The organism is Mycobacterium sp. PTI7 (assembly GCF_056679845.1).
The window spans coordinates 221,262-240,900 of the sequence record NZ_CM155252.1; the positions used below are offsets into that span (position 1 = coordinate 221,262).

Here is a 19,639-nt window from a genome sequence, read left to right on the forward strand (position 1 = left end):
GTCTCCGACGGATCATTAGTCTTTGACTGACACACCTGCCTGGGGTTCGCCCCATCCGTAACGCTGGAGATATCGCGCACGATGACAATTTCGGGAGATGGTCTCGATGCTGTCGTTGCTCAGGCGGTGGCCGGCGATCGAGACGCGCTCCGGGAAGTGCTGGCGACCATCCGCCCGATCATCGTCCGGTACGTCCGGGCGAGGGTCGGAACCGCGGACCGAAGTGGTCTATCAGCTGACGACGTGGCTCAGGAGGTGTGCTTGGCCGCCATCACGGCGCTGCCGCGCTACAGGGATCAGGGACGACCGTTCCTGGCCTTCGTCTATGGCATCGCCGCACACAAGGTTGCTGACGCCCACCGCGCCGCTGGGCGCAACAAGAGTGACGCCACGGACACCCTGCCCGAACGGGCGTCGTCGGCACTCGGACCCGAGCAGATGGCCATCGACGCGGACTCCGCGGCACGCATGAAGAAGCTGCTCGAGATCCTGCCGGAGAAGCAACGGGAGATCATCATCCTGCGCGTCGTCGTCGGCATGAGCGCCGAAGAGACCGCCGAGGCCGTCGGCAGCACCGCCGGTGCGGTGCGCGTGGCCCAGCACCGTGCGCTCGCACGGCTCAAGAACGAAGTCATGGCGACAGGACACGACCATGCCTGAACAAGGCCGCTGGACCTCCAATGGGGGAGATCCCAGCCTCAACGACATCAACCGGGTCGACCGGTTCATCGAGTCGCTGAGTTCGAATCAGCCGGTGTACTCGACCGATCCCGCGGAGGCGGAACTCGCGTTCCTGTTCGCGGACTGGCGCGACGGCGTGCGGGACACGCCGGTGTCGGCGATGGTCACCGAACGCGACGCTGCGCTGGCGCTCGACTCCGCACGGGCACCCCGCCGGGCGAACCGCCTCTCCCTCGCGGTGGTCGGATCGGCGGCCGCAGCCGTGCTGTGCGCCGGCGGCTTCGGAGTCGCCGTCTACGGCGCGGCACCCGGGGACGGGCTGTACGGCATGCGCACCATGATCTTCGGTGAGCAGCAGGTCACCCGCGACGACCAGGTGGTGCTCGCCGCGCAGCAGGAGCTGGCGCAGGTGCAGCAGCTGGTCGAGCAGGGCCAGTGGGATCAGGCCCAGAACAAGCTCGCCGCGTTGTCCAACACCGTGCAGAGCGTCGAGACCGTCGAGCAGAAGCACGACCTCATCGAGCAGTGGAATGCGCTGACCTACAAGGTCGTCGAGCAGGACCCGGCCGCCACGCTGCCGCCGGTCGGCGACCCGCCGCCCGTGCTGCTGCCCGATTCGCCGCTGACGCTGCTGCCGGTGCCGGTCATCACCGACACCACCGACACCACCGAGACCACCACCACGACCGAGACCACGTCGGTCACCGACGTGCCCGGCCCCGAGGCCGTGCTGACGTCGCCGACCTCGCCGACATCGCCGACCGACACCTCGCCGGTCACCAGCCCGACCCCGACGAGTTCCGAGACACCCGCGTCGCCGACCACCGCGACCCCGACCAGCACGTCGCCGTCGAGCATCCCGGCGCCGACGAGCACGGTGCCCACCACGGCCACCGCCACCACCGCCACGCCGACCACGACGGTGCCACCGGCCACGACGCCACGGCCGGTCACGACGACGACGGCGGCGCCGCAGCCGAGCCCGACCACCACGACCACGACGACGGTGGCCGCCACGCGGCCGCAGGCCCCGGCGCCGAGCGTGGAGGCACCCGTGGGTCAGGCGCCGGTCGAGTCGCCCACGCAGGTGCCCGGCCGTTCGCCGGTGGAGGAGACCCCGGTCACGACGACGGTGGTCGTACCGGGTTAGGTGAGTCGGATCTCGTTACGCCGTCAGCGATAGCCGTCGGAGTCCGACGACGTCGCCTCGTTCAGCGAGGCATCCGCGTATCCGCGGCAGTAGTCCCATGTCACGTAGGCATCGGGCTCGGGATCGTAGGCCGGTTCGTGCGGCCGGACGGTGCCGTCGACGAGCAGCTGCAACAGGTTGGCGCGCAGCATGTCCCAGTCGTGGTAGTGGTCCTGCTGGCACTCGTCGCAACAGACGACGAGGCCGCGAATCCCCTTGTGCGCCAGCAGCGCTTCGTAGACCGCCAGATCGGCGAGATCGGCCTCCACGGCGATGCGCTCCTGGGAGTCCAGTGGCTGACCCGGCTCGATCGCGTCGAGAGCCGCCGACGGGTCGCAGGGATCGTCGGCGAACGGATCGGGCGGCAAACCAGGCGGCAGGTGGTCACGCACGACTCCACAGTACGCAAGCCCTCGGGGATCGCGCCAGCCGTTCGCGCACGGCAGTGCGCGTGTCGGGGGAGGTTTCGGGGGTGTTTCCGGCGGTCCTCGCGGAGCGTGAACCCGAGCACGGCCACCCGTCCCGATAAGATGGTCGATCATCGTCTCAACGCGTCGTGCCCCCTGGGAGGCCACCCCCCATGTCTATCGCTGAAAGCAGCCTTCCCCTCTCCGTCCCCGTGCCCACCGGCGGCGACGACCCCACCAAGGTCGCGATGCTCGGCCTCACCTTCGACGACGTCCTGCTGCTGCCGGCCGCGTCGGACGTCGTGCCGGCCAACGCCGACACCTCCAGCCAGCTGACCAAGCGGATCCGGCTGCGCGTGCCGCTGGTCAGCTCCGCCATGGACACGGTCACCGAGTCCCGGATGGCCATCGCCATGGCCCGCGCCGGCGGCATGGGCGTGCTGCACCGGAACCTCCCGGTCGCCGAACAGGCCGGCCAGGTCGAGACCGTCAAGCGGTCCGAGGCCGGCATGGTCACCAACCCGGTCACCTGCACCCCGGAACACACCCTGGCCGAGGTCGACGCGATGTGCGCCCGGTTCCGCATCTCGGGCCTGCCGGTCGTCGATGCGCGCGGGTCGCTGGTCGGCATCATCACCAACCGCGACATGCGCTTCGAGGTCGACACCAACAAGCCGGTCGGCGAGGTGATGACCAAGGCGCCGCTGATCACCGCCCAGGAGGGCGTGTCGGCCGAGGCCGCGCTGGGTCTGCTGCGCAGGCACAAGATCGAGAAGCTGCCGATCGTCGACGGTCACGGCAAGCTGACCGGGCTCATCACCGTCAAGGACTTCGTCAAGACCGAGCAGTTCCCGCTCGCCACCAAGGACAGCGACGGCCGCCTGCTGGTCGGTGCCGCGGTCGGCGTGGGCGGCGACGCCCGCGAGCGCGCGATGACCCTGGTCGACGCCGGCGTCGACGTCGTCATCGTCGACACCGCGCACGCCCACAACCGCGGCGTGCTCGACATGGTCCACTGGGTCAAGTCGATGGTCGGCGAGCGCGTCGACGTCGTCGGCGGCAACGTCGCCACCCGCGCCGCGGCGCTGGCGCTGGTCGAGGCCGGCGCGGACGCGGTCAAGGTGGGCGTCGGCCCCGGCTCCATCTGCACCACCCGCGTCGTCGCGGGCGTCGGCGCACCACAGATCACGGCCATCCTCGAGGCCGTCGCCGCATGCTCGCCGCACGGCGTGCCGGTGATCGCCGACGGCGGTCTGCAGTACTCGGGCGACATCGCCAAGGCACTGGCCGCCGGTGCGTCGACGGCGATGTTGGGGTCCCTGCTGGCGGGTACCGCCGAGGCGCCCGGCGATCTGGTCTTCGTCAACGGCAAGCAATTCAAGAGCTACCGCGGCATGGGGTCCCTGGGCGCCATGCAGGGCCGCGGCACCCAGAAGAGCTTCTCGAAGGACCGCTACTTCCAGGACGACGTCCTCAGCGAGGACAAGCTGGTGCCCGAGGGCATCGAGGGGCGCGTGCCGTTCCGCGGCCCGCTGTCCACGGTCGTCCACCAGTTGACGGGTGGTCTGCGCGCGGCGATGGGGTACACCGGATCGGCCACCATCGAGCACCTGCAGCAGGCGCAGTTCGTGCAGATCACCGCGGCGGGGCTCAAGGAGAGCCACCCGCACGACATCACGATGACGGTCGAAGCGCCCAACTACTACGCCCGATAGGGCTGGGGGAACACAACAGTCATGCGTGACATGGTCGAAATAGGCATGGGCCGAACTGCCCGCCGCACCTACGAACTCGGCGAGATCAACATCGTCCCGTCCCGCCGGACGCGGTCCTCGCAGGACGTCTCGACGGCGTGGCAGCTCGACGCCTACCGCTTCGAGATCCCGGTGGTCGCCCACCCCACCGACTCGCTGGTGTCGCCGGAGTTCGCGATCGAGCTGGGCCGGCTCGGCGGACTCGGCGTGCTCAACGGCGAGGGGCTGATCGGCAGGCACGCCGACGTCGAGGCGAAGGTCGCGCAGGTGGTCGAGGCCGCCAACAAGGACCCCGAGCCGTCGGCCGCCGTCCGACTGCTGCAGGAGCTGCACGCCGCGCCGATCGACCCGGAGCTGCTGGGTGCCGCGGTGTCCCGGATCCGCGACGCCGGCGTCACCACCGCCGTCCGCGTCAGCCCGCAGAACGCGCAGGCCCTCACGCCGGTGCTCGTCGCCGCCGGCATCGACCTGCTCGTCATCCAGGGCACGATCATCTCGGCCGAGCGCGTCGCCACCGATGGCGAACCGCTGAACCTCAAGACGTTCATCTCCGAACTCGACATCCCGGTCGTCGCGGGCGGTGTGCTCGATCACCGCACCGCGCTGCACCTGATGCGCACCGGCGCCGCCGGCGTCATCGTGGGCTACGGCTCCACCTGGGGTGCCACCACCAGCAGCGAGGTGCTCGGCATCAGCGTGCCGATGGCCACCGCGATCGCCGATGCCGCCGCCGCGCGCCGCGAATACCTCGACGAGACCGGCGGGCGGTACGTGCACGTGCTGGCCGACGGCGACATCCACACCTCCGGCGATCTCGCGAAGGCCATCGCCTGCGGCGCCGACGCCGTCGTCCTGGGCACGCCGCTCACGGCGGCCAAGGAGGCGCTCGGCGACGGCTGGTTCTGGCCGTCGGCCGCGGCGCACCCGTCGTTGCCGCGCGGCGCGCTGCTCCAGGTCGCCGTCGGCGAGCGGCCGTCCCTGCAGCAGGTGCTGTCGGGACCGTCCGACGACCCGTTCGGCTCGCTGAACCTCGTCGGAGGACTTCGCCGCGCGATGGCCAAGGCGGGTTACTGCGACCTCAAGGAATTCCAGAAGGTCGGACTGACCGTCGGCAGCTAGACCTGCCCGCACGCCGGAGCGGCTTTACAAGTTAGGGTCGCCTGTCTAGCTAGTTACCCATCGGTAAGTTCATAATGGGCTCATGGATCCTGACTACGACGTCCTGATCGTCGGCTCCGGTTTCGGAGGCAGCGTCAGCGCGCTGCGCCTCACCGAGAAGGGCTACCGCGTCGGCGTGCTCGAGGCGGGCAGGCGGTTTGCCGATACCGACATGGCCAAGACCTCGTGGAACCTGCGCAAGTTCCTCTGGGCGCCACAGTTCGGCATGTACGGCATCCAGCGCATCCACCTGTTGCGCAACGTCATGATCCTGGCGGGCGCGGGCGTGGGCGGCGGGTCGCTGAACTACGCCAACACGCTGTACGTGCCCTCGGACCCGTTCTTCCAGGACGCGCAGTGGCGTGACATCACCGACTGGCGCGAGGAGCTGCTGCCGCACTACGAGCAGGCCAAGCGCATGCTCGGCGTCGTCACCAACCCCACGTTCACCGACGCAGACCGGATCATGAAGGAGGTCGCCGACGACATGGGCGTCGGCCACACCTTCGTGCCGACCCCGGTCGGCGTGTTCTTCGGCCCCGACGGCGAGAAGACGCCGGGTAAGCGCGTCCCCGATCCGTACTTCGGCGGGGCCGGGCCCGAGCGCACCGGCTGCATCGAGTGCGGATCCTGCATGACGGGATGCCGCTACGGCGCCAAGAACACGCTGCTCAAGAACTACCTAGGCCTCGCCGAGTCCGCGGGCGCCGACGTCATCCCGATGACCACGGTCACCGACCTCGAGCCGCAGGCCGACGGATCGTGGAAGGTGCACACCGTCCGGACCGGCCGCTGGGTGCGTCGGAAGCAGACCACCTACACGGCGTCCCAGGTCATCGTCGCCGGCGGCACCTACGGCACGCAGAAGCTGCTGTTCAAGATGCGCGACACCGGCAAGCTCCCCGAACTCTCCGACAAGCTGGGCGTGCTCACCCGCACCAACTCCGAGTCGATCGTCGGCGCCGGCCGCCTGCGGGTGAAGGACGACCTCGACCTGACCCACGGCGTCGCCATCACGTCGTCGATCCACCCGACCGAGGACACCCACATCGAGCCGTGCCGCTACGGCAAGGGCTCCAACGCCATGGGTCTGCTGCAGACGTTGATGACCGACGGCCTGCTGCCCGACGGCACGGGTGTGCCGCGGTGGAAGCAGCTGATCCAGGCGGCCAGGACAGATCCGCGCGGCACGATGCGCCTGCTCAACCCGCGCCGCTGGAGCGAGCGGACGATGATCGCGCTCGTCATGCAGAACCTGGACAACTCGATCACGACCTACACCAAGCGCAACAGGTTCGGTATCCGGCGCTACCTGAGCAAGCAGGGTCACGGTCAGCCCAACCCCACCTGGATCCCGGCGGGCAACGAGGTGACGCGGCGCATCGCCAAGAAGATCGACGGCGTCGCCGGCGGTACCTGGGGCGAGCTGTTCAACATCCCGCTGACCGCGCACTTCCTCGGTGGCGCCGCCATCGGCAGCGACGCCGACCACGGCGTGATCGACCCGTACCAGCGCGTCTACAACTACCCGACGCTGTACGTGGTCGACGGCGCCTCGGTGTCGGCGAACCTCGGCGTGAACCCGTCGCTCACCATCACCGCGCAGGCCGAGCGTGCCGCGGCGCTGTGGCCCAACAAGGGCGAGGAAGACCTCCGGCCCGCACAGGGTGAGCCCTACCGCCGGCTCGCGCCGATCGAGCCGGAGCGTCCGGTGGTTCCCGCCCACGCACCGGCGGCGTTGCGGCGGTTGCCGATCGAGCCGGTCACGTCCACCGGCTGACTTCTCGGCTTTCACGCGAGTTGACGGGCGGTTCGGCCGTACTACCTGAGAACATGTTCCCGTGAGCTTCCTGCAGCGGCGGCGGGCACGGTTGTTGATCAACCGTGCGCAGCCGTTCGCCGACGAGCCGCTCGTGGCCGCGGCCAACTTCACCCGGGTGGGCAGCAGCATGGGCTCGCCGGCCGGTTCGCGCAGTCGCGACCAGCTCGCGGGCGGACTGCCCGCGTGGTCGCTGATCGCCGCAGGCAGACACCACCTGTACGTGATCCAGTCGCGGCCGGAGAACCCCGACCGCGGTCTGCTGCTGGTGGGCAGCTGGCGGCTGGAGAACGTGCGGATGGAGGAGCAGTCCTACGACCGCGCGCTCGGACCCGTGCAGCTCGGCAGTTACCGCGCCATCCGGTTCGGGTTCCCGGACCGCGATCCGGCCGTGCTGCAACCGATCGGACGCGAGGTCGACGGTCTGCTCGACGCCTACGCGGCCGCGCAACCCGTGGCGCCCGGACCCGACGGACTCACCCAGGTGGCCCTGATGACGACGTCGCAGGGCTCGTTCGAGGACGACGTGTTCTTCGTGCTGAGCTACGTGGACGGCAGCACCGAGTCGGTGCCGCTCGGCGCCGACGACGCGCTGCTGACCCGGCTGCAGGCGCTGCCCGGGTTCGACGAGCAGACCTTCGCCCGCGCGATGGCGGTGACGCAGGAGGGCATGTCGGTGCTGTGGCGGGCGACCGCCACCTGAACCGCCACTAGACTGGGCGGGTGAATTCCCCCGCACCACGCCCCGTCCTGGTGGTCGACTTCGGCGCCCAGTACGCGCAGCTCATCGCGCGTCGCGTCCGCGAGGCACGGGTCTTCTCCGAGGTGATCCCGCACAGCACCACCGTCGAGGAGATCAAGGCCAGGGACCCGCAGGCGATCGTGCTGTCCGGCGGGCCGGCGAGCGTGTACGCCGAGGGCGCACCGCAACTCGACCCGGCGGTCTTCGACATCGGCGTCCCCGTCTTCGGCATCTGCTACGGCTTCCAGGCGATGGCGCAGGCACTCGGCGGCACCGTCGCCCACACCGGCACCAGCGAGTACGGCCGCACCGAACTGAGCGTCGCCGGCGGTCAGCTGCACGCCGATCTGCCGGAGACGCAACCAGTCTGGATGAGCCACGGCGACGCCGTGACCGCCGCACCCGAGGGCTTCGAGGTCGTCGCGACGAGCGCCGGGGCACCCGTCGCGGCCTTCGAGAACCCGACCCGCCGACTCGCCGGCGTGCAGTACCACCCGGAGGTGATGCACACGCCGCACGGCCAGCAGATCCTCAGCCGCTTCCTGCACGACTTCGCGGGCATCGGCAGCACGTGGACGGCGGCCAACATCGCCGAGGCCCTCGTCGAGCAGATCCGGGCGCAGGTGGGCGACGGCCGGGCGATCTGCGGCCTGTCCGGCGGCGTCGACTCCGCGGTGGCGGCCGCGCTGGTGCAGCGCGCGATCGGCGACCAGCTGACGTGTGTGTTCGTCGACCACGGTCTGCTGCGGGCCGGCGAGCGCGGTCAGGTGCAGCGCGACTTCGTGGCGTCCACCGGTGCGAACCTGGTGACCGTCGACGTGGCCGACCGCTTCCTCGAGGCGCTCGCCGGTGTCACCAACCCCGAAGGCAAGCGGAAGATCATCGGCCGCGAGTTCATCCGGGCCTTCGAGGGAGCGGTGCGCGACATCGTCACCGACGGGGGCGGCGAGGTCGACTTCCTGGTGCAGGGCACGCTGTATCCCGACGTCGTCGAGTCCGGCGGCGGGGCGGGCACGGCCAACATCAAGAGCCATCACAACGTGGGCGGGCTGCCCGACGACCTGAAGTTCCGCCTCGTCGAGCCGCTGCGGCTGCTGTTCAAGGACGAGGTCCGCGCCGTCGGTCGCGAACTCGGTCTGCCCGAGGAGATCGTTGGGCGCCAACCATTTCCGGGCCCGGGCCTGGGCATCCGGATCGTCGGCGAGGTCACCGCGGACCGGTTGGACACCCTGCGGCGGGCCGACGCGATCGCCCGCGAGGAACTGACCGCGGCCGGGCTCGACAACCAGATCTGGCAGTGCCCGGTGGTGCTGCTCGCCGACGTGCGATCGGTGGGCGTGCAGGGCGACGGCCGCACCTACGGCCACCCCATCGTGCTGCGACCGGTGTCCAGCGAGGACGCCATGACGGCCGACTGGACGCGCGTGCCCTACGAAGTGCTGGAACGCATCTCGACGCGCATCACCAACGAGGTGCGCGAGGTGAACCGGGTGGTGCTCGACGTGACGAGCAAGCCGCCGGGCACCATCGAGTGGGAGTGACGTCAGCCCTCGGGTTCGGCGTCCGCCTCGGCTTCCTTCGCGATGTACGCGCCGAGGATCTGGCTGACGGCGGACTCGATGGTGGTCTCGATCGAGAACGCGAGCGTGGCGGTCACCGCGCTGACGGCCTGGGTGCGGAAGCGGATCAGCATTGTGATCAACTCCGCCATCTCGGTGTCCGGCGGTAGGGACTCACCGGGCATGATGCGGTCGACGACGTGCTCCACGCCCGCCTGCACCAGCAGCCCGCTGATCTGATCGACCAGCGGTTCGATCCGCTCGTGCAGGTCGACCAGCTTGTCGGCCGCGACGCCGTACTGGCGGATCTCGTTGAAGATCTCGATCAGCTTGGGCCGCACCACCGTCACGCGGTCGGGGTCGTCGCCGTCGCGCCGGATCACGCCGTTGCCGAGCATCCGCTCGAAGGCCACGTCGTCGTCGACGAGCCGCCGGGCGTCGGCCTCGGCCATCCGCTCGGGACGCTCGGTGGCCCAGCTGCCGGCGATCGCGGACTCGAGGCCCAGCATGTCGCCGATGTCCTTGCCCTGCTCCCAGGCCGACAGCATCTCGTGGACGTGCGCGATGTTGTAGCCGCGGTCGAGCATCGAGGTGATCAGGCGCAGCCGGGTCAGGTGGGTGTCGTTGAACAGCGCTATGCGGCCGACGCGCAGCGGGGCATGGAGCAGCCCGCGGTCGCGATACACCCGGATGTTGCGGGTGGTCGTCCCCGCGAGCCGCGCCAGTTCCTCGATGCGGTACTCGCCGGCGGCCTCCAGACCGTGCGGTGAGACGGCGGCGTCGAACAGTTGCGACACCGCCGTCTCGATCACGTCGCGCGATCCACGCCGGATCTGTCGCGGCGCCCGACGCAGGCCGGTCAGGATCGTCGAGAACGTCCCTGCCTGCTGCTTGGGCTGCCGAGCGGACACGTCAGGCCGACGACGTCACCGCACGCAGGCGGTGGGATCCCGCGTCGCGGGCCACCGCCTCGTAATCGGTGAATCGGAAGTCGCGCATCTGTCGAAGATACTGTGTCGCGAATCCCGGGTACATCGACGCATTGAATCCGTCGGCGGTCAGGTACCAGCTGTTGCAGCCGCTCATCCACGTCGTCTTCGTCAGCCGCTTCTGCAGCACCTCGTTGTGCCGCTGCTGGACGTCCGCGCGGACGTCGAGGAACCGCAGGTCGTTGCGCAGGATCGTCGTGATCCCCGCGACGGCGTAGTCGATCTGACCCTCGACGAAGACGAGCAGCGAGTTGTGGCCGGGCCCGGAGTTGGGCCCCGTCATGATGAACAGGTTCGGATACCCGTGGGCGTTGATGCTCTTGTACGCCTGCGCGCCCCCGGTCCACTCCTCCGCCATCGACCGCCCGCCGACGCCCGTCACCGGGAAGGGCGGACCGGTGAGGTGCACGTCGTACCCGGTCGCGAACACGATGGCGTCGAGGTGGTGCTCGATGCCGTCACTGGTGCGGATGCCGACGGGGCTGATCGTCGCGATCGGCCAGTCGATCAGCTTGCAGTTGTCGCGCTGCAGGGCCGGGTAGTAGTCGCTGGAGACGAGCATGCGCTTGCACCCCGGCGTGAAGTCCGGCGTGAGCTGCCGGCGCAGCCAGGGGTCCTTGACCTGACGGTGCAGGTGCGCCCTGCTCAACCGCTTCACCAGGCCGGTCAGCGGTGAGTTCCACACCAGCGCGGTCGCGGTGGCCTCGTGGCCCCAGTACAGCGCCTGCCGCGCCACCCGTTGCACCGCGGGCACCTTGGCGAAGGCGTTCTGCGCGGCCTCCGGCGTGGCGACGTCGAGGCGCGGCATCACCCATCCCGGCGTGCGCTGGAACACCTTGACGAAGCCGGCCCGCTTCACCAGTTCGGGCACGATCTGCACCGCGCTGGCGCCGGTGCCGATCACGGCGACGCGCTTGCCGGTGAAGTCGTAGTCGTGGTCCCACGCGGCACTGTGGATCTTGTGCCCCTCGTAGGAGTCCAGGCCACGGATCTCCGGCCACCGGTGGTCGGACAGCGGTCCGGACGCGAGCACGACGGACCGCGCATGGAATCGCTTGCGGCCCGACGTCTTCACCGTCCACGTGCCCTCGGCCTCGTCGAACTCGAGACCGGTGACCTCGACGCCGAACTGGATCCGGCGGCGCAGGTCGAACCTGTCGACCATGTCCTCGATGTGCTGCCGGATCTCACCCGCGGGGGAGTAGGCGCGCGACCACGTCGGGTTCGCGACGAACGAGAACGAGTAGAGCAGCGACGGGATGTCGCACGCCGCACCGGGATACGTGTTGTCCCGCCAGGTGCCCCCGACCTGCTGGTCCCGCTCGAGGATCACGAAGTCGTCGACGCCGGCCTGGGTCAGCTTGATGGCCGTGCCGATGCCGGTGAAGCCGGTACCGACGATCAGCGTGTCGTAGACGCGGGTGGCCACCGTCATGCCGCCGGCTCGTGGGTGAGTTCCTTGAACCACGTGGGGATGGGCTTGAGCAGCTTCTTCGGGTAGTAGTCCGACGCCCAGACCATCGGGTTCGCCACCCAGTGGTACGGGTTGTTCGGCTTGACGACCATGCGGGAGTGCAGCTTCAGGAGCTGGTAGGTGGGCACCCGCCAGGTGCTCTCGCCGCGCTCGCCGAGCGTCTTGAACCGCTTCATCGCGTTGTAGAGCTTCTCGGGCTGCAGGCCCATGTCGACGATGTTGTTGCGCATCCGGTTCAGCAGCGGCACGTACATGATGATGCCCAGGATCAGGGCGGGGGAGGCGACGTTGCCGACGAACTGGACCAGCAGCCGGCGTGCGTCGGCCTGACCGATGAGGTTGAGCACCTCGAAGTCGACGGCGATGTGCCGGGACTCGTCGTTGTTGATCTTCTCGAAGACCTGGTGACACACCGGATCGTGCACCTCCTCGAGGAGGAACTTCAGCAGCGCGCCGTCGAGTGCGACCTCGAGCATCGGGATGACGGTGCCGAGGATCGACAGCGACATGCCGTCGGCGTACGTGTCGAGCCAGTCGATCGCCAGCCGGATGTTCACGTTGGGTTCCGGCATCTCGCCGTCGTCGAGCATGCCCCACCGCTTCATCAGCGCCAGTTCGGCGTTCGCGTGCCGCTGCTCCTCGGCGTGGAAGTAGCGGTAGATCTCGGCGAGCGCGGGCGTCGGTGCCTTCTTGGCCATCGCGGCGAAACCGCGGGCGCCCACGTTCTCGATCCAGCACAGGTCGGCCATGAAGGCCTTCAGCTTCGGGCGCATCTCATCGGTGATGTTCTCCGCACCCGGCGCGTCCCAGTCGATGTCGGCAAGCGCCCACTGCTTGTCCTTGATCTTCGCCAGCATTACGTCCATGTCCATGGCCATTCGAACTCTCCTCAGGAAGTCGTCATGCGAGTGGTGAGACCGACGGCGCGGGTGTACACCGTCGGAGTGAATCGCTTGATGCCCCAGCCGATCCGGGCGTCGGGCTGCGGCATGCAGTAGAGGCCGCCGCGGTCGTGGGTGTCCAGGCACGTCCTGGCCACCCGCTCGGGGCTGAAGCCCGTCCAGCGCATCAGCGTGTCGGCGAGCTGGGTCGACCCCTCAGTGATCCGGCCCGCGTCCACGATGTTCGTCTTCACGAAGGTGGGGCACAGTGCGGTGACGCAGATGCCGGTGCCCGACAACTCGGCCGACAGCGTCTCCGACAGCGACAGCACGCCGGCCTTGCTGACGTTGTAGGCGGCCATGCCGGGAGCGGCGCCGAACGCGGCCGCCGAGGCGACGTTGATGATGCCGCGCGGCCTGTCGTCCCGCCCGGCGGCGTCGCGCAGGATCGGCGTGAACACGTGGCAGCCGTGGATGGGTCCCCACAGGTTGATGCCGAGCACCCAGTTCCAGTCGTCGAGGTCCGCCTCGCCGATGGAGGTGCCGCCCGCACCGACGCCGGCGTTGTTGATCACCAGCGTGGGTGCGCCGCCGAAGAAGGCCTGGGCCTCCTTGGCGAGCTGCGCGACGTCGTCGATGGAGGACACGTCGCAGCGCACGGACGTGGCGGTACCGCCCCTGGCGACGATGGCGTCCGCGGTGGCCCTGGCCGACGGTTCGTCGACGTCACTGCACACCACCCGGCCGCCACGGCGGGCCAGCTCGGCGGCGAAGGCGGCTCCGATGCCGCTGCCCGCGCCGGTGATGACGGCGTCGGCGTTGCGGCTGCGCTTGGACCAGCCGAGGATTCCGAACGGGTTCATCCCACTGCCCTTTCGTCGGTGGCACGCCACGCGTCCGCCACGAACGCCGCGACCCTGCGCATGGCGGGCACGGCGTCGGGGGCGAGCCGGGGGAGTGCCTGGAAGACGTGGACCTGGTCGGGCCAGACCTCGAGGTGGCAGTCACCGCCCGCGGCGGTGACGTCGGCGGCGAGCCGGCGGGCGTCGGTGACGAGCATCTCGCCGCCACCCGCCTGGATCAGCGTCGGCGGCATGACCCGACCGCCCGCGACGTCCAGCGTCAGCCGCGGATTCGTCAGATCCTCGGTGCCGCAATACAACCCGATCAGCTTGGCGGCGTCGGCCGCCCGGATCGCCGGGTCGCGTCGCAGTTCCTCGCGGCTGCGGGAGAGCCCGAAGGTCAGGTCGATCAGCGGCGAGAACAGCGCGACGGCCGCGGGGTGCGCGACGTCGGGCTGCAGCATCAGGTCCATGGCCAGGTGACCGCCGGCGGAATCGCCTGCGATGACCATGTTCTCGGGGTTCAGCCCGCACTCGGTGCGCAGGTAGTCCCAGCCCGCGTGGACGTCGATCGAGGCTGCGGGGAACCGGTGCCGCGGCGCCAGCCGGTAGTCGACGACGAACACCGGCACTCCGGTGAGTCGCGACAGCCACGCGGCCAGCCGGCGGTGGGTGCGCGGCGAGCACAGCGCGAACCCGCTGCCGTGCAGGAAGTAGACGGCCCGGTCGGTGGCTTGGAGCCGCGCTTGCGCGGAGTGCACTCCGCTCCCGTACACCCACTCGCCCTTGACCCGCCTGCCGTCGGCCAGTCGGACGTCGACCGGATCGACGCGCGAACCGGCGAGCGACGGACCGAAGGCGTCCATGATCCGGGCGATGATCTGCCGCGACGCCCACAGGCCCCACGCGCGTTCGGGGGGTAGGACTGCGCTGATCTGACGCAGTGTCAGACCGCTGACCGTGGCGGCGCCACGGGATCTCAGGGAGCCGCGGGCGGGCACATGGGTGCTCTCGACGGCCGTATAGGCGGGCATTCGGACCTCCGTTGGTCGAAGCGTCCGATGAGTACACCAGCAATGGTGACATTCGTCAATGTCACCATTGGGCGTGAGGAGGTTCAGGTCACGTGAGCGATCTACGCCGAACTGGAGAGTCACGTCGCCGACGAGCGCTAATCACGCCCGTACTCTCCGGTTCGACGCTCGCGGAGGAGGCGCACCCCGGGGCCCTACCGCGCGGGGTCGCCCCGCCAGGTGAAGCTGTTGACGTACTTGCCCATGTCGAGGGCGATCTGGAGGTTGGCGGCCGACGGCTTGCCGGAGCCGAAGTCGGGGCCGAACGCGTGGTACGGCCCGAGCGCGGCCGCGACGAGCGCAAGGTCGTTCTTGACCGCGACCATGACCAGCACCCGCATCCTGGTGTAGCTGGACGTGGCGCCCTGCGGCCAACAGTCAACGGCCACACCGAAACCCGGCTGGTAACCCACCATCGCATTGGGGATCTCGTAGGCGGTCTTGGTGTCGGGGATGTTTTCGCGCACCAGCTGGTAGGCGATGTCCCGCGGCGCGCGTCCCTCGGCCGGCCTGCTGAACAGCTGCAGCGTGCCCCCGTCGCCGGCCAGCAGGTCGGCGGTGATCCCGTCCGGATTCTGGGTGACCTTGTAGGCGGCGCCCTCGGCGGGATAGGCGACGGTGAACGAGCCGTCGGCGGCGGTGAACCGCGGGTTGACGGTGACGGGCTCGCCGAAGGGCGGCGTGCCGCAGTCCGGCGGGCAGATGTAGCGGGCGGGGGGAGTGTCGAGCGCTCCGGACAGCGCGACGAGTCCGGCCGCGACCAGCGCGATGGCCACCACCCAGACGACGACGAGGTGCCGGTGCGACGTCTGGCGCGGCTCGGGTACGTCGTAGTCGCCGGCGAAGTAGAGGTGGCCGGGTGCGATCGTCGTCATGACGAGGTCGTCCCGTCGCCGCGCAGGACGGGCCGATGCTCCCGGCGCGCCACGCGGGACGTGCGCGAGGCGGCCCGCGTGGCGGCACCGCACGCCACGCAGAAGGGCATGTCGGGCACGACGTGACCGCACTGCGGGCAGTGGATCGGGTTGTCCTGGTCGACGTCGTCGTGCGCCTCGTGGAGCAGCGCGAGGTGCAGCCCCACCCGTAGGGCCAGCAGCGCGAGGGCGGCGATCGCGAGGTGGACGCCCAGCTGCACCCACTGCGGCACACCTGCGATGTCGACGAGCCCGAGGCCGGCGTAGAGGGCGATCACCACGAAGCCCATCAGGAACAGCGCCAGACGGACGTAGTTGCGGTGCTGGTGGCGCTTGTTCTCCGGCCGGGTGAACCACAGCGCCGAGCCCATGAGTCCGCCGACGCACGCCGCGGTGAGCGGGACCGCGATGCCCCGGATGCCCGCCTCGACCATCAGTCCGTCCATCGGCCTGCCGCGGGCGATCATGCCGGAGCTGAACTGCGGCGCGAGCCTGGTGAGCGTCGCCGCGGCCGTGAACATCAGGGCGCCCAGCGCGCCGATTCCGAAGCCGTCCAACGATTCCTGGTCGTGCCGCATCGTGAACCGCATCAGCACGGCGGGTACCAGCATGAGGAGCATGCCGCCGATGGGAACGCCGAGCCCCTCGCGCAGGACGCGCGACGCGACGACCCCGGCGCCCAGCGGCACGTCGTAGGCGCTCGAGACCATCTCGCCGGTGATCAGCACCCAGCCGACTCCCAGGCCGATGCCGATCGTCGCGGTGGCGACCAGGACCACCGACGGGATGTCGCGGTGGGCGTCGGCCTCTTGCAGGTAGATCAGGAAGATCAGCGGCAGCCCGAGCGCGGCCACGGTCACCAGTGCCGCGGGGAGCCGGAAGAACGTGGCCGCCAGGAGCGCGGCCAGGATCAGGCCCAGCCCGATCAGGAACGGCACCCGGGAGCGCGGCGACAGCTGGGGGAACAGCGTGCTGACGATGTTCGGCATCAGCAGGTGCTCGCCCGGTGACGCGCTGAACGACTTGCGCCGCAACCACTCCGGACCGTTGTGCGGGCTCTTCGCGAGGTGTCCGCCGCACAGGCCGCAGTAGTCGCCCGCGGGTACGTCGAGTTGGCACACGCCGCATTCCATGACGGGGCGTTCGGGCTGGGTCGTGTCGTCGGTGCTCATCGGGTCGCTCTCTGCAAGAGGAGGATGTTCCTCACCAGATTGTCGATGTCGGGGGTGCCCAGGCCGGTGACGAGGTCGTAGCCGGGCCCTGCGGTGTCGACGGCGTTGCCGCCCAGGGTCACGTCCCGGAAGGCGGGCAGGGGTGCGCCGGCCGCGACCCGGTACAGCACCGGGTTGACCTCGCCGATCTGGCGTCCGCCGTTGGCCAGCAGGTACTGGTTCATGACGGCCGTCATCGCCGACCAGATGGGTGCGGACTGCGACGTGCCACCGCCCACCACGACGTCCTGGTTCAGCACGATCTTCACCCCGGTGAAGGGGTCGGCCACCGCGGCGACGTCCGGTGTCATCCGCTTGTCGCCGTGCCGCTCGGGGTCGACGTCGCCTGCGATGCCCTGCTGCCACGGCGGCGCGTCGAACAGGGTGGACACCCCGCCTCCGGTGCCCTGGGACAGCGGGACGTCGAACCAGGCCTGTTCGGACAGCCAGCGGCCGGTCGCGTCGGTGGACAGGGTGGTGCCGCCGACGCTGGTCATCTCGGGCAGCGACGCCACGGAGTCCAGTCCGACGTCCGCGGGCCCGGGCGGCGAGTCCCAGTCGTCGCCGCCCTTGCACTCCAGGCCGGCGAGGTCGCCGCTGGCGTTGAAGGAGCTGGTGCCGTTGAGGTGCGCGCGCGCCAGCGCCGAGCGGACGGGCTGCAGGTCGGCTGCGGTGAGGAGTTTGTCGCAGCCCCAGCCGATCGAGAAGCTCCAGACGGCGCCGGGGAACCGGCGATCGGTGTCCTCGAGCATCTGGCCGATCTTCACGTAGCCGCCCTCGCCCTCCACGGTGGGACGGGCGTTGACGACGACCTTGGTCGCATCGGGCGCAATGGCATGTGCCACTTCGAGATCCATCGTCAGCTCGCCGCGGGGCCTGCCGGCCTGTCCGCCCACGACCTCCGGGGTGAACTTCGGCAGCGCGAACGTCTCCGCGAACGTGTCGAGGTCGGCCTGGTCGTAGCCGTCGAAGGCGTAGATGACGATCGTCTGGCCCTTGCCGGTGAAGCCGGCCCTGGCCAGGGGGGTGACGTTGTAGGTGTTGAGCAGCGCCGAGGGATCGAGTCCGCGATCGGGGACGTCCAGCGGCAGGATGTCCGGACGCGACATCTTGTGCGGCGTGTAGCTGAGGATCCGGCCCAGGCCCGCGACCTCCGCGTGCAGGGTGTCCGGCACCTGGGGCTGCTGGGGCGAGGCATAGAACTCCTGGCCGCGCTGCCCGCGGTAGTCGTGCACCTCGACGTCTAAGGCCTCCGCCACCGCCGCCGGGGTGCCCTCGACGACGGCCCAGGCGTCGCCCGGCCGCCAGTGCACGGAGAGTCCTCGTGCCCGTGCCCAATCGGTGAGGGCGCGTGGGTACGCGGCCCTACCGAGCGAGGCGGTGAGCTGCACGTGGTCGCCGCGTGCGGGACCGAGGTCCGTCGACGCCGCGAGGAGCAGTGCGAACGGTCCGTCGATGTAGCCGGGTCCCTCGGACGGCGGTGACGTCCGGATGTCCGATGCGACCAGGAGTACCGCCGCTGCGACCGCGATCAGCAGCCAGCGCCCTGGTCGGCTACGAGCCATGGGAGGGGGACACCAGCAGAGCCTCGAGAACCCTCACGGGTGCGAGGGTTCCCGAGGGCCGCGTGATGTCAGTTGTCGCCAGGAATGGCCGTCGGCGCGGGAGGCGCCTTGACCGAAGGCGTGAACAGGTTCCCGCCCGTGGGGTTGATCGACTTCTCGGTGGGCGACACGGACGGAGCCGTGGTGCTCGTGGTGGTCGACGTTTCGGGTGCCTTTTCTTCGTCGGTGCCACACGCCGCGGTCAGTCCGACCATTGCGACGATTGCGGTACCGCCAACGGCTGCCGCGATGCGACGAGCCATACGACGATTCGACTTCATGATGCTGTCCTTACCATCCCCGAGTAATGAACATGTGATCTCCGGCGAACCGCAGGCGATTCCGCACGTCCCATCGCTAGCTCACGGGGCGTACACCAGCCCCGTCCCGAAGTGGGTTCTGGTGATCAAAACTCTAGCTCACCACGCAAGTCGCCGCAGGAACACCTGATCTTGGGTGACGCCGATCTCCCCGCAGCGCCTCCGGCCCGTCGCCGCTGGGGTTCCGGACGGCCCATCCGGCACCCGATCGCTTGACGGTTGTCGGAGGGTGAGTGTTTACTCGTCGTATCGAACAAGTGTTCGATCGAACGCGTGATTCGGATGGTGCGGGAGGTACTGCTGTGGCGAGCCTCGCAAGCCTGCACGACCTCCCGTCCAACCGCGCTGAGCAGGTAGAACACCTCCGCCGCAAGATGGCGGCGATGTCGGGCAAGGGGCCGTCCCGAGGGGGTGTCGAACAGCCTACCGCGACGGCTCCAGACCCCCTCCTGCCGGCCTCGGAGACTTTGCTGCCGATGCCGGAAACGCTGGCCGATCTGCTACCGGGCGCGTTGCCCAGGGGTGCGGTGGCGGTGGTGTCGGGGGCCCGGTCGCTGATGCTGTCGATGGTGGCTTCGGTGACGTCGTCGGGCGGTCATGCGGCCATCGTCGGCATGCCGGACGTCGGACTGCTGGCCGCGGTCGAGATGGGCGCGGACCTGAGCAGGCTGGCCGTCATCCCCGACCCGGGTGCCGATCCCGTCGAGGTGGCGGCGGTCCTGATGGATGGTCTGGACCTGGTGGTGCTGAACCTGCGCGGCCGGTCGGTGGCGCCGACCCGCGCGCGGGCGGTGACGGCGCGGGCCCGGCAGAAGCAGTGCACCCTCCTGGTGGCGGGTGGTGACTGGCCCGGAGCGTCGGCCCGGCTGGAGGCCAGGGTCAGCGGCTACGACGTGACGGGCGCGGGTGCCGGGCCGCCGGTGCCGGGCTGCGGCCGCATCGGCCGGGTGCGGTTGGCCATGCGCGGTCGCGGCAGGTCGAGCGATCCCGTGCGCGCGGTGGGTGGCTGACGTGAGCCGCCG

Annotated in this window: 18 protein-coding genes; 8 read left to right on the forward strand and 10 right to left on the reverse strand. The window is 69.8% G+C overall.

Going from position 1 to position 19,639, the window contains the following annotated elements; translation table 11 throughout:
* The first annotated feature begins 81 nt into the window (after positions 1-81).
* Complete coding sequence (locus tag AC1MEY_RS01080) at positions 82-660, forward strand: sigma-70 family RNA polymerase sigma factor (protein WP_480228913.1); 579 nt, start codon at positions 82-84, stop codon at positions 658-660.
* On the forward strand, positions 653-1,831 hold the full coding sequence (locus AC1MEY_RS01085; protein ID WP_480228914.1) for an anti-sigma-D factor RsdA: 1,179 nt from the start codon (positions 653-655) through the stop codon (positions 1,829-1,831). Before AC1MEY_RS01080 ends, AC1MEY_RS01085 begins: the two co-directional genes overlap by 8 nt.
* A gap of 23 nt (positions 1,832-1,854) precedes the next feature.
* Here AC1MEY_RS01085 and AC1MEY_RS01090 read toward each other — a convergent pair whose 3' ends face one another.
* Positions 1,855-2,262 (reverse strand): DUF5319 domain-containing protein, encoded by a 408-nt coding sequence (locus AC1MEY_RS01090; RefSeq protein WP_163797301.1) that lies wholly within the window; start codon positions 2,260-2,262, stop codon positions 1,855-1,857.
* A gap of 188 nt (positions 2,263-2,450) precedes the next feature.
* Between AC1MEY_RS01090 and guaB the strand changes: the two genes are divergently transcribed.
* From guaB to guaA, 5 genes are all read left to right on the forward strand, one after another.
* Positions 2,451-3,992: an IMP dehydrogenase gene (guaB, locus tag AC1MEY_RS01095; protein ID WP_480228915.1), complete on the forward strand. Its 1,542-nt coding sequence runs from the start codon at positions 2,451-2,453 to the stop codon at positions 3,990-3,992.
* 30 nt (positions 3,993-4,022) lie between these two features.
* On the forward strand, positions 4,023-5,150 hold the full coding sequence (locus tag AC1MEY_RS01100; RefSeq protein WP_480231734.1) for a GuaB3 family IMP dehydrogenase-related protein: 1,128 nt from the start codon (positions 4,023-4,025) through the stop codon (positions 5,148-5,150).
* Between the two features lie 82 nt (positions 5,151-5,232).
* Complete coding sequence (locus tag AC1MEY_RS01105) at positions 5,233-6,969, forward strand: FAD-dependent oxidoreductase (protein ID WP_480228916.1); 1,737 nt, start codon at positions 5,233-5,235, stop codon at positions 6,967-6,969.
* A 61-nt stretch (positions 6,970-7,030) separates the two neighbouring features.
* Entirely contained in the window at positions 7,031-7,711 is a 681-nt protein-coding gene (locus AC1MEY_RS01110) for a hypothetical protein (protein ID WP_480228917.1), read from the forward strand.
* A gap of 20 nt (positions 7,712-7,731) precedes the next feature.
* A complete protein-coding gene (guaA, locus tag AC1MEY_RS01115) occupies positions 7,732-9,291 on the forward strand; it encodes a glutamine-hydrolyzing GMP synthase (RefSeq protein WP_480228918.1) in 1,560 nt (519 codons plus the stop codon).
* A 2-nt stretch (positions 9,292-9,293) separates the two neighbouring features.
* Here the strand turns inward: guaA and AC1MEY_RS01120 are convergent, their stop codons facing one another.
* The 9 genes from AC1MEY_RS01120 to AC1MEY_RS01160 all read right to left on the reverse strand — a co-directional run bounded on the left by AC1MEY_RS01120 (position 9,294) and on the right by AC1MEY_RS01160 (position 18,578).
* Positions 9,294-10,220, reverse strand: a complete 927-nt coding sequence (locus AC1MEY_RS01120; protein ID WP_480228919.1) for a MerR family transcriptional regulator — start codon at positions 10,218-10,220, stop codon at positions 9,294-9,296.
* A gap of 1 nt (position 10,221) precedes the next feature.
* Positions 10,222-11,733 carry a flavin-containing monooxygenase gene (locus AC1MEY_RS01125; protein ID WP_480228920.1) on the reverse strand — a complete coding sequence of 504 codons (1,512 nt, stop codon included), beginning with the start codon at positions 11,731-11,733 and terminating at the stop codon, positions 10,222-10,224.
* Positions 11,730-12,650, reverse strand: coding sequence for a ferritin-like domain-containing protein (locus tag AC1MEY_RS01130; RefSeq protein WP_480228921.1), 921 nt, complete (start codon positions 12,648-12,650; stop codon positions 11,730-11,732). The genes AC1MEY_RS01125 and AC1MEY_RS01130 overlap by 4 nt, the downstream gene beginning before the upstream one ends.
* Before the next feature lie 11 nt (positions 12,651-12,661).
* Positions 12,662-13,516, reverse strand: coding sequence for an SDR family NAD(P)-dependent oxidoreductase (locus tag AC1MEY_RS01135; RefSeq protein WP_480228922.1), 855 nt, complete (start codon positions 13,514-13,516; stop codon positions 12,662-12,664).
* Entirely contained in the window at positions 13,513-14,529 is a 1,017-nt protein-coding gene (locus tag AC1MEY_RS01140; RefSeq protein WP_480228923.1) for an alpha/beta hydrolase, read from the reverse strand. Before AC1MEY_RS01140 ends, AC1MEY_RS01135 begins: the two co-directional genes overlap by 4 nt.
* Before the next feature lie 194 nt (positions 14,530-14,723).
* Positions 14,724-15,443 carry a hypothetical protein gene (locus tag AC1MEY_RS01145; RefSeq protein ID WP_480228924.1) on the reverse strand — a complete coding sequence of 240 codons (720 nt, stop codon included), beginning with the start codon at positions 15,441-15,443 and terminating at the stop codon, positions 14,724-14,726.
* On the reverse strand, positions 15,440-16,654 hold the full coding sequence (locus tag AC1MEY_RS01150) for a zinc ribbon domain-containing protein (RefSeq protein WP_480228925.1): 1,215 nt from the start codon (positions 16,652-16,654) through the stop codon (positions 15,440-15,442). Before AC1MEY_RS01150 ends, AC1MEY_RS01145 begins: the two co-directional genes overlap by 4 nt.
* Positions 16,651-18,258, reverse strand: a complete 1,608-nt coding sequence (locus AC1MEY_RS01155) for a S53 family peptidase (protein WP_480228926.1) — start codon at positions 18,256-18,258, stop codon at positions 16,651-16,653. The genes AC1MEY_RS01150 and AC1MEY_RS01155 overlap by 4 nt, the downstream gene beginning before the upstream one ends.
* A 68-nt stretch (positions 18,259-18,326) precedes the next feature.
* A complete protein-coding gene (locus tag AC1MEY_RS01160) occupies positions 18,327-18,578 on the reverse strand; it encodes a hypothetical protein (RefSeq protein ID WP_480228927.1) in 252 nt (83 codons plus the stop codon).
* 341 nt (positions 18,579-18,919) lie between these two features.
* Here AC1MEY_RS01160 and AC1MEY_RS01165 point away from each other — a divergent pair, with 341 nt between their 5' ends.
* Complete coding sequence (locus AC1MEY_RS01165) at positions 18,920-19,627, forward strand: hypothetical protein (RefSeq protein WP_480228928.1); 708 nt, start codon at positions 18,920-18,922, stop codon at positions 19,625-19,627.
* The last annotated feature ends 12 nt before the right edge of the window (positions 19,628-19,639 follow it).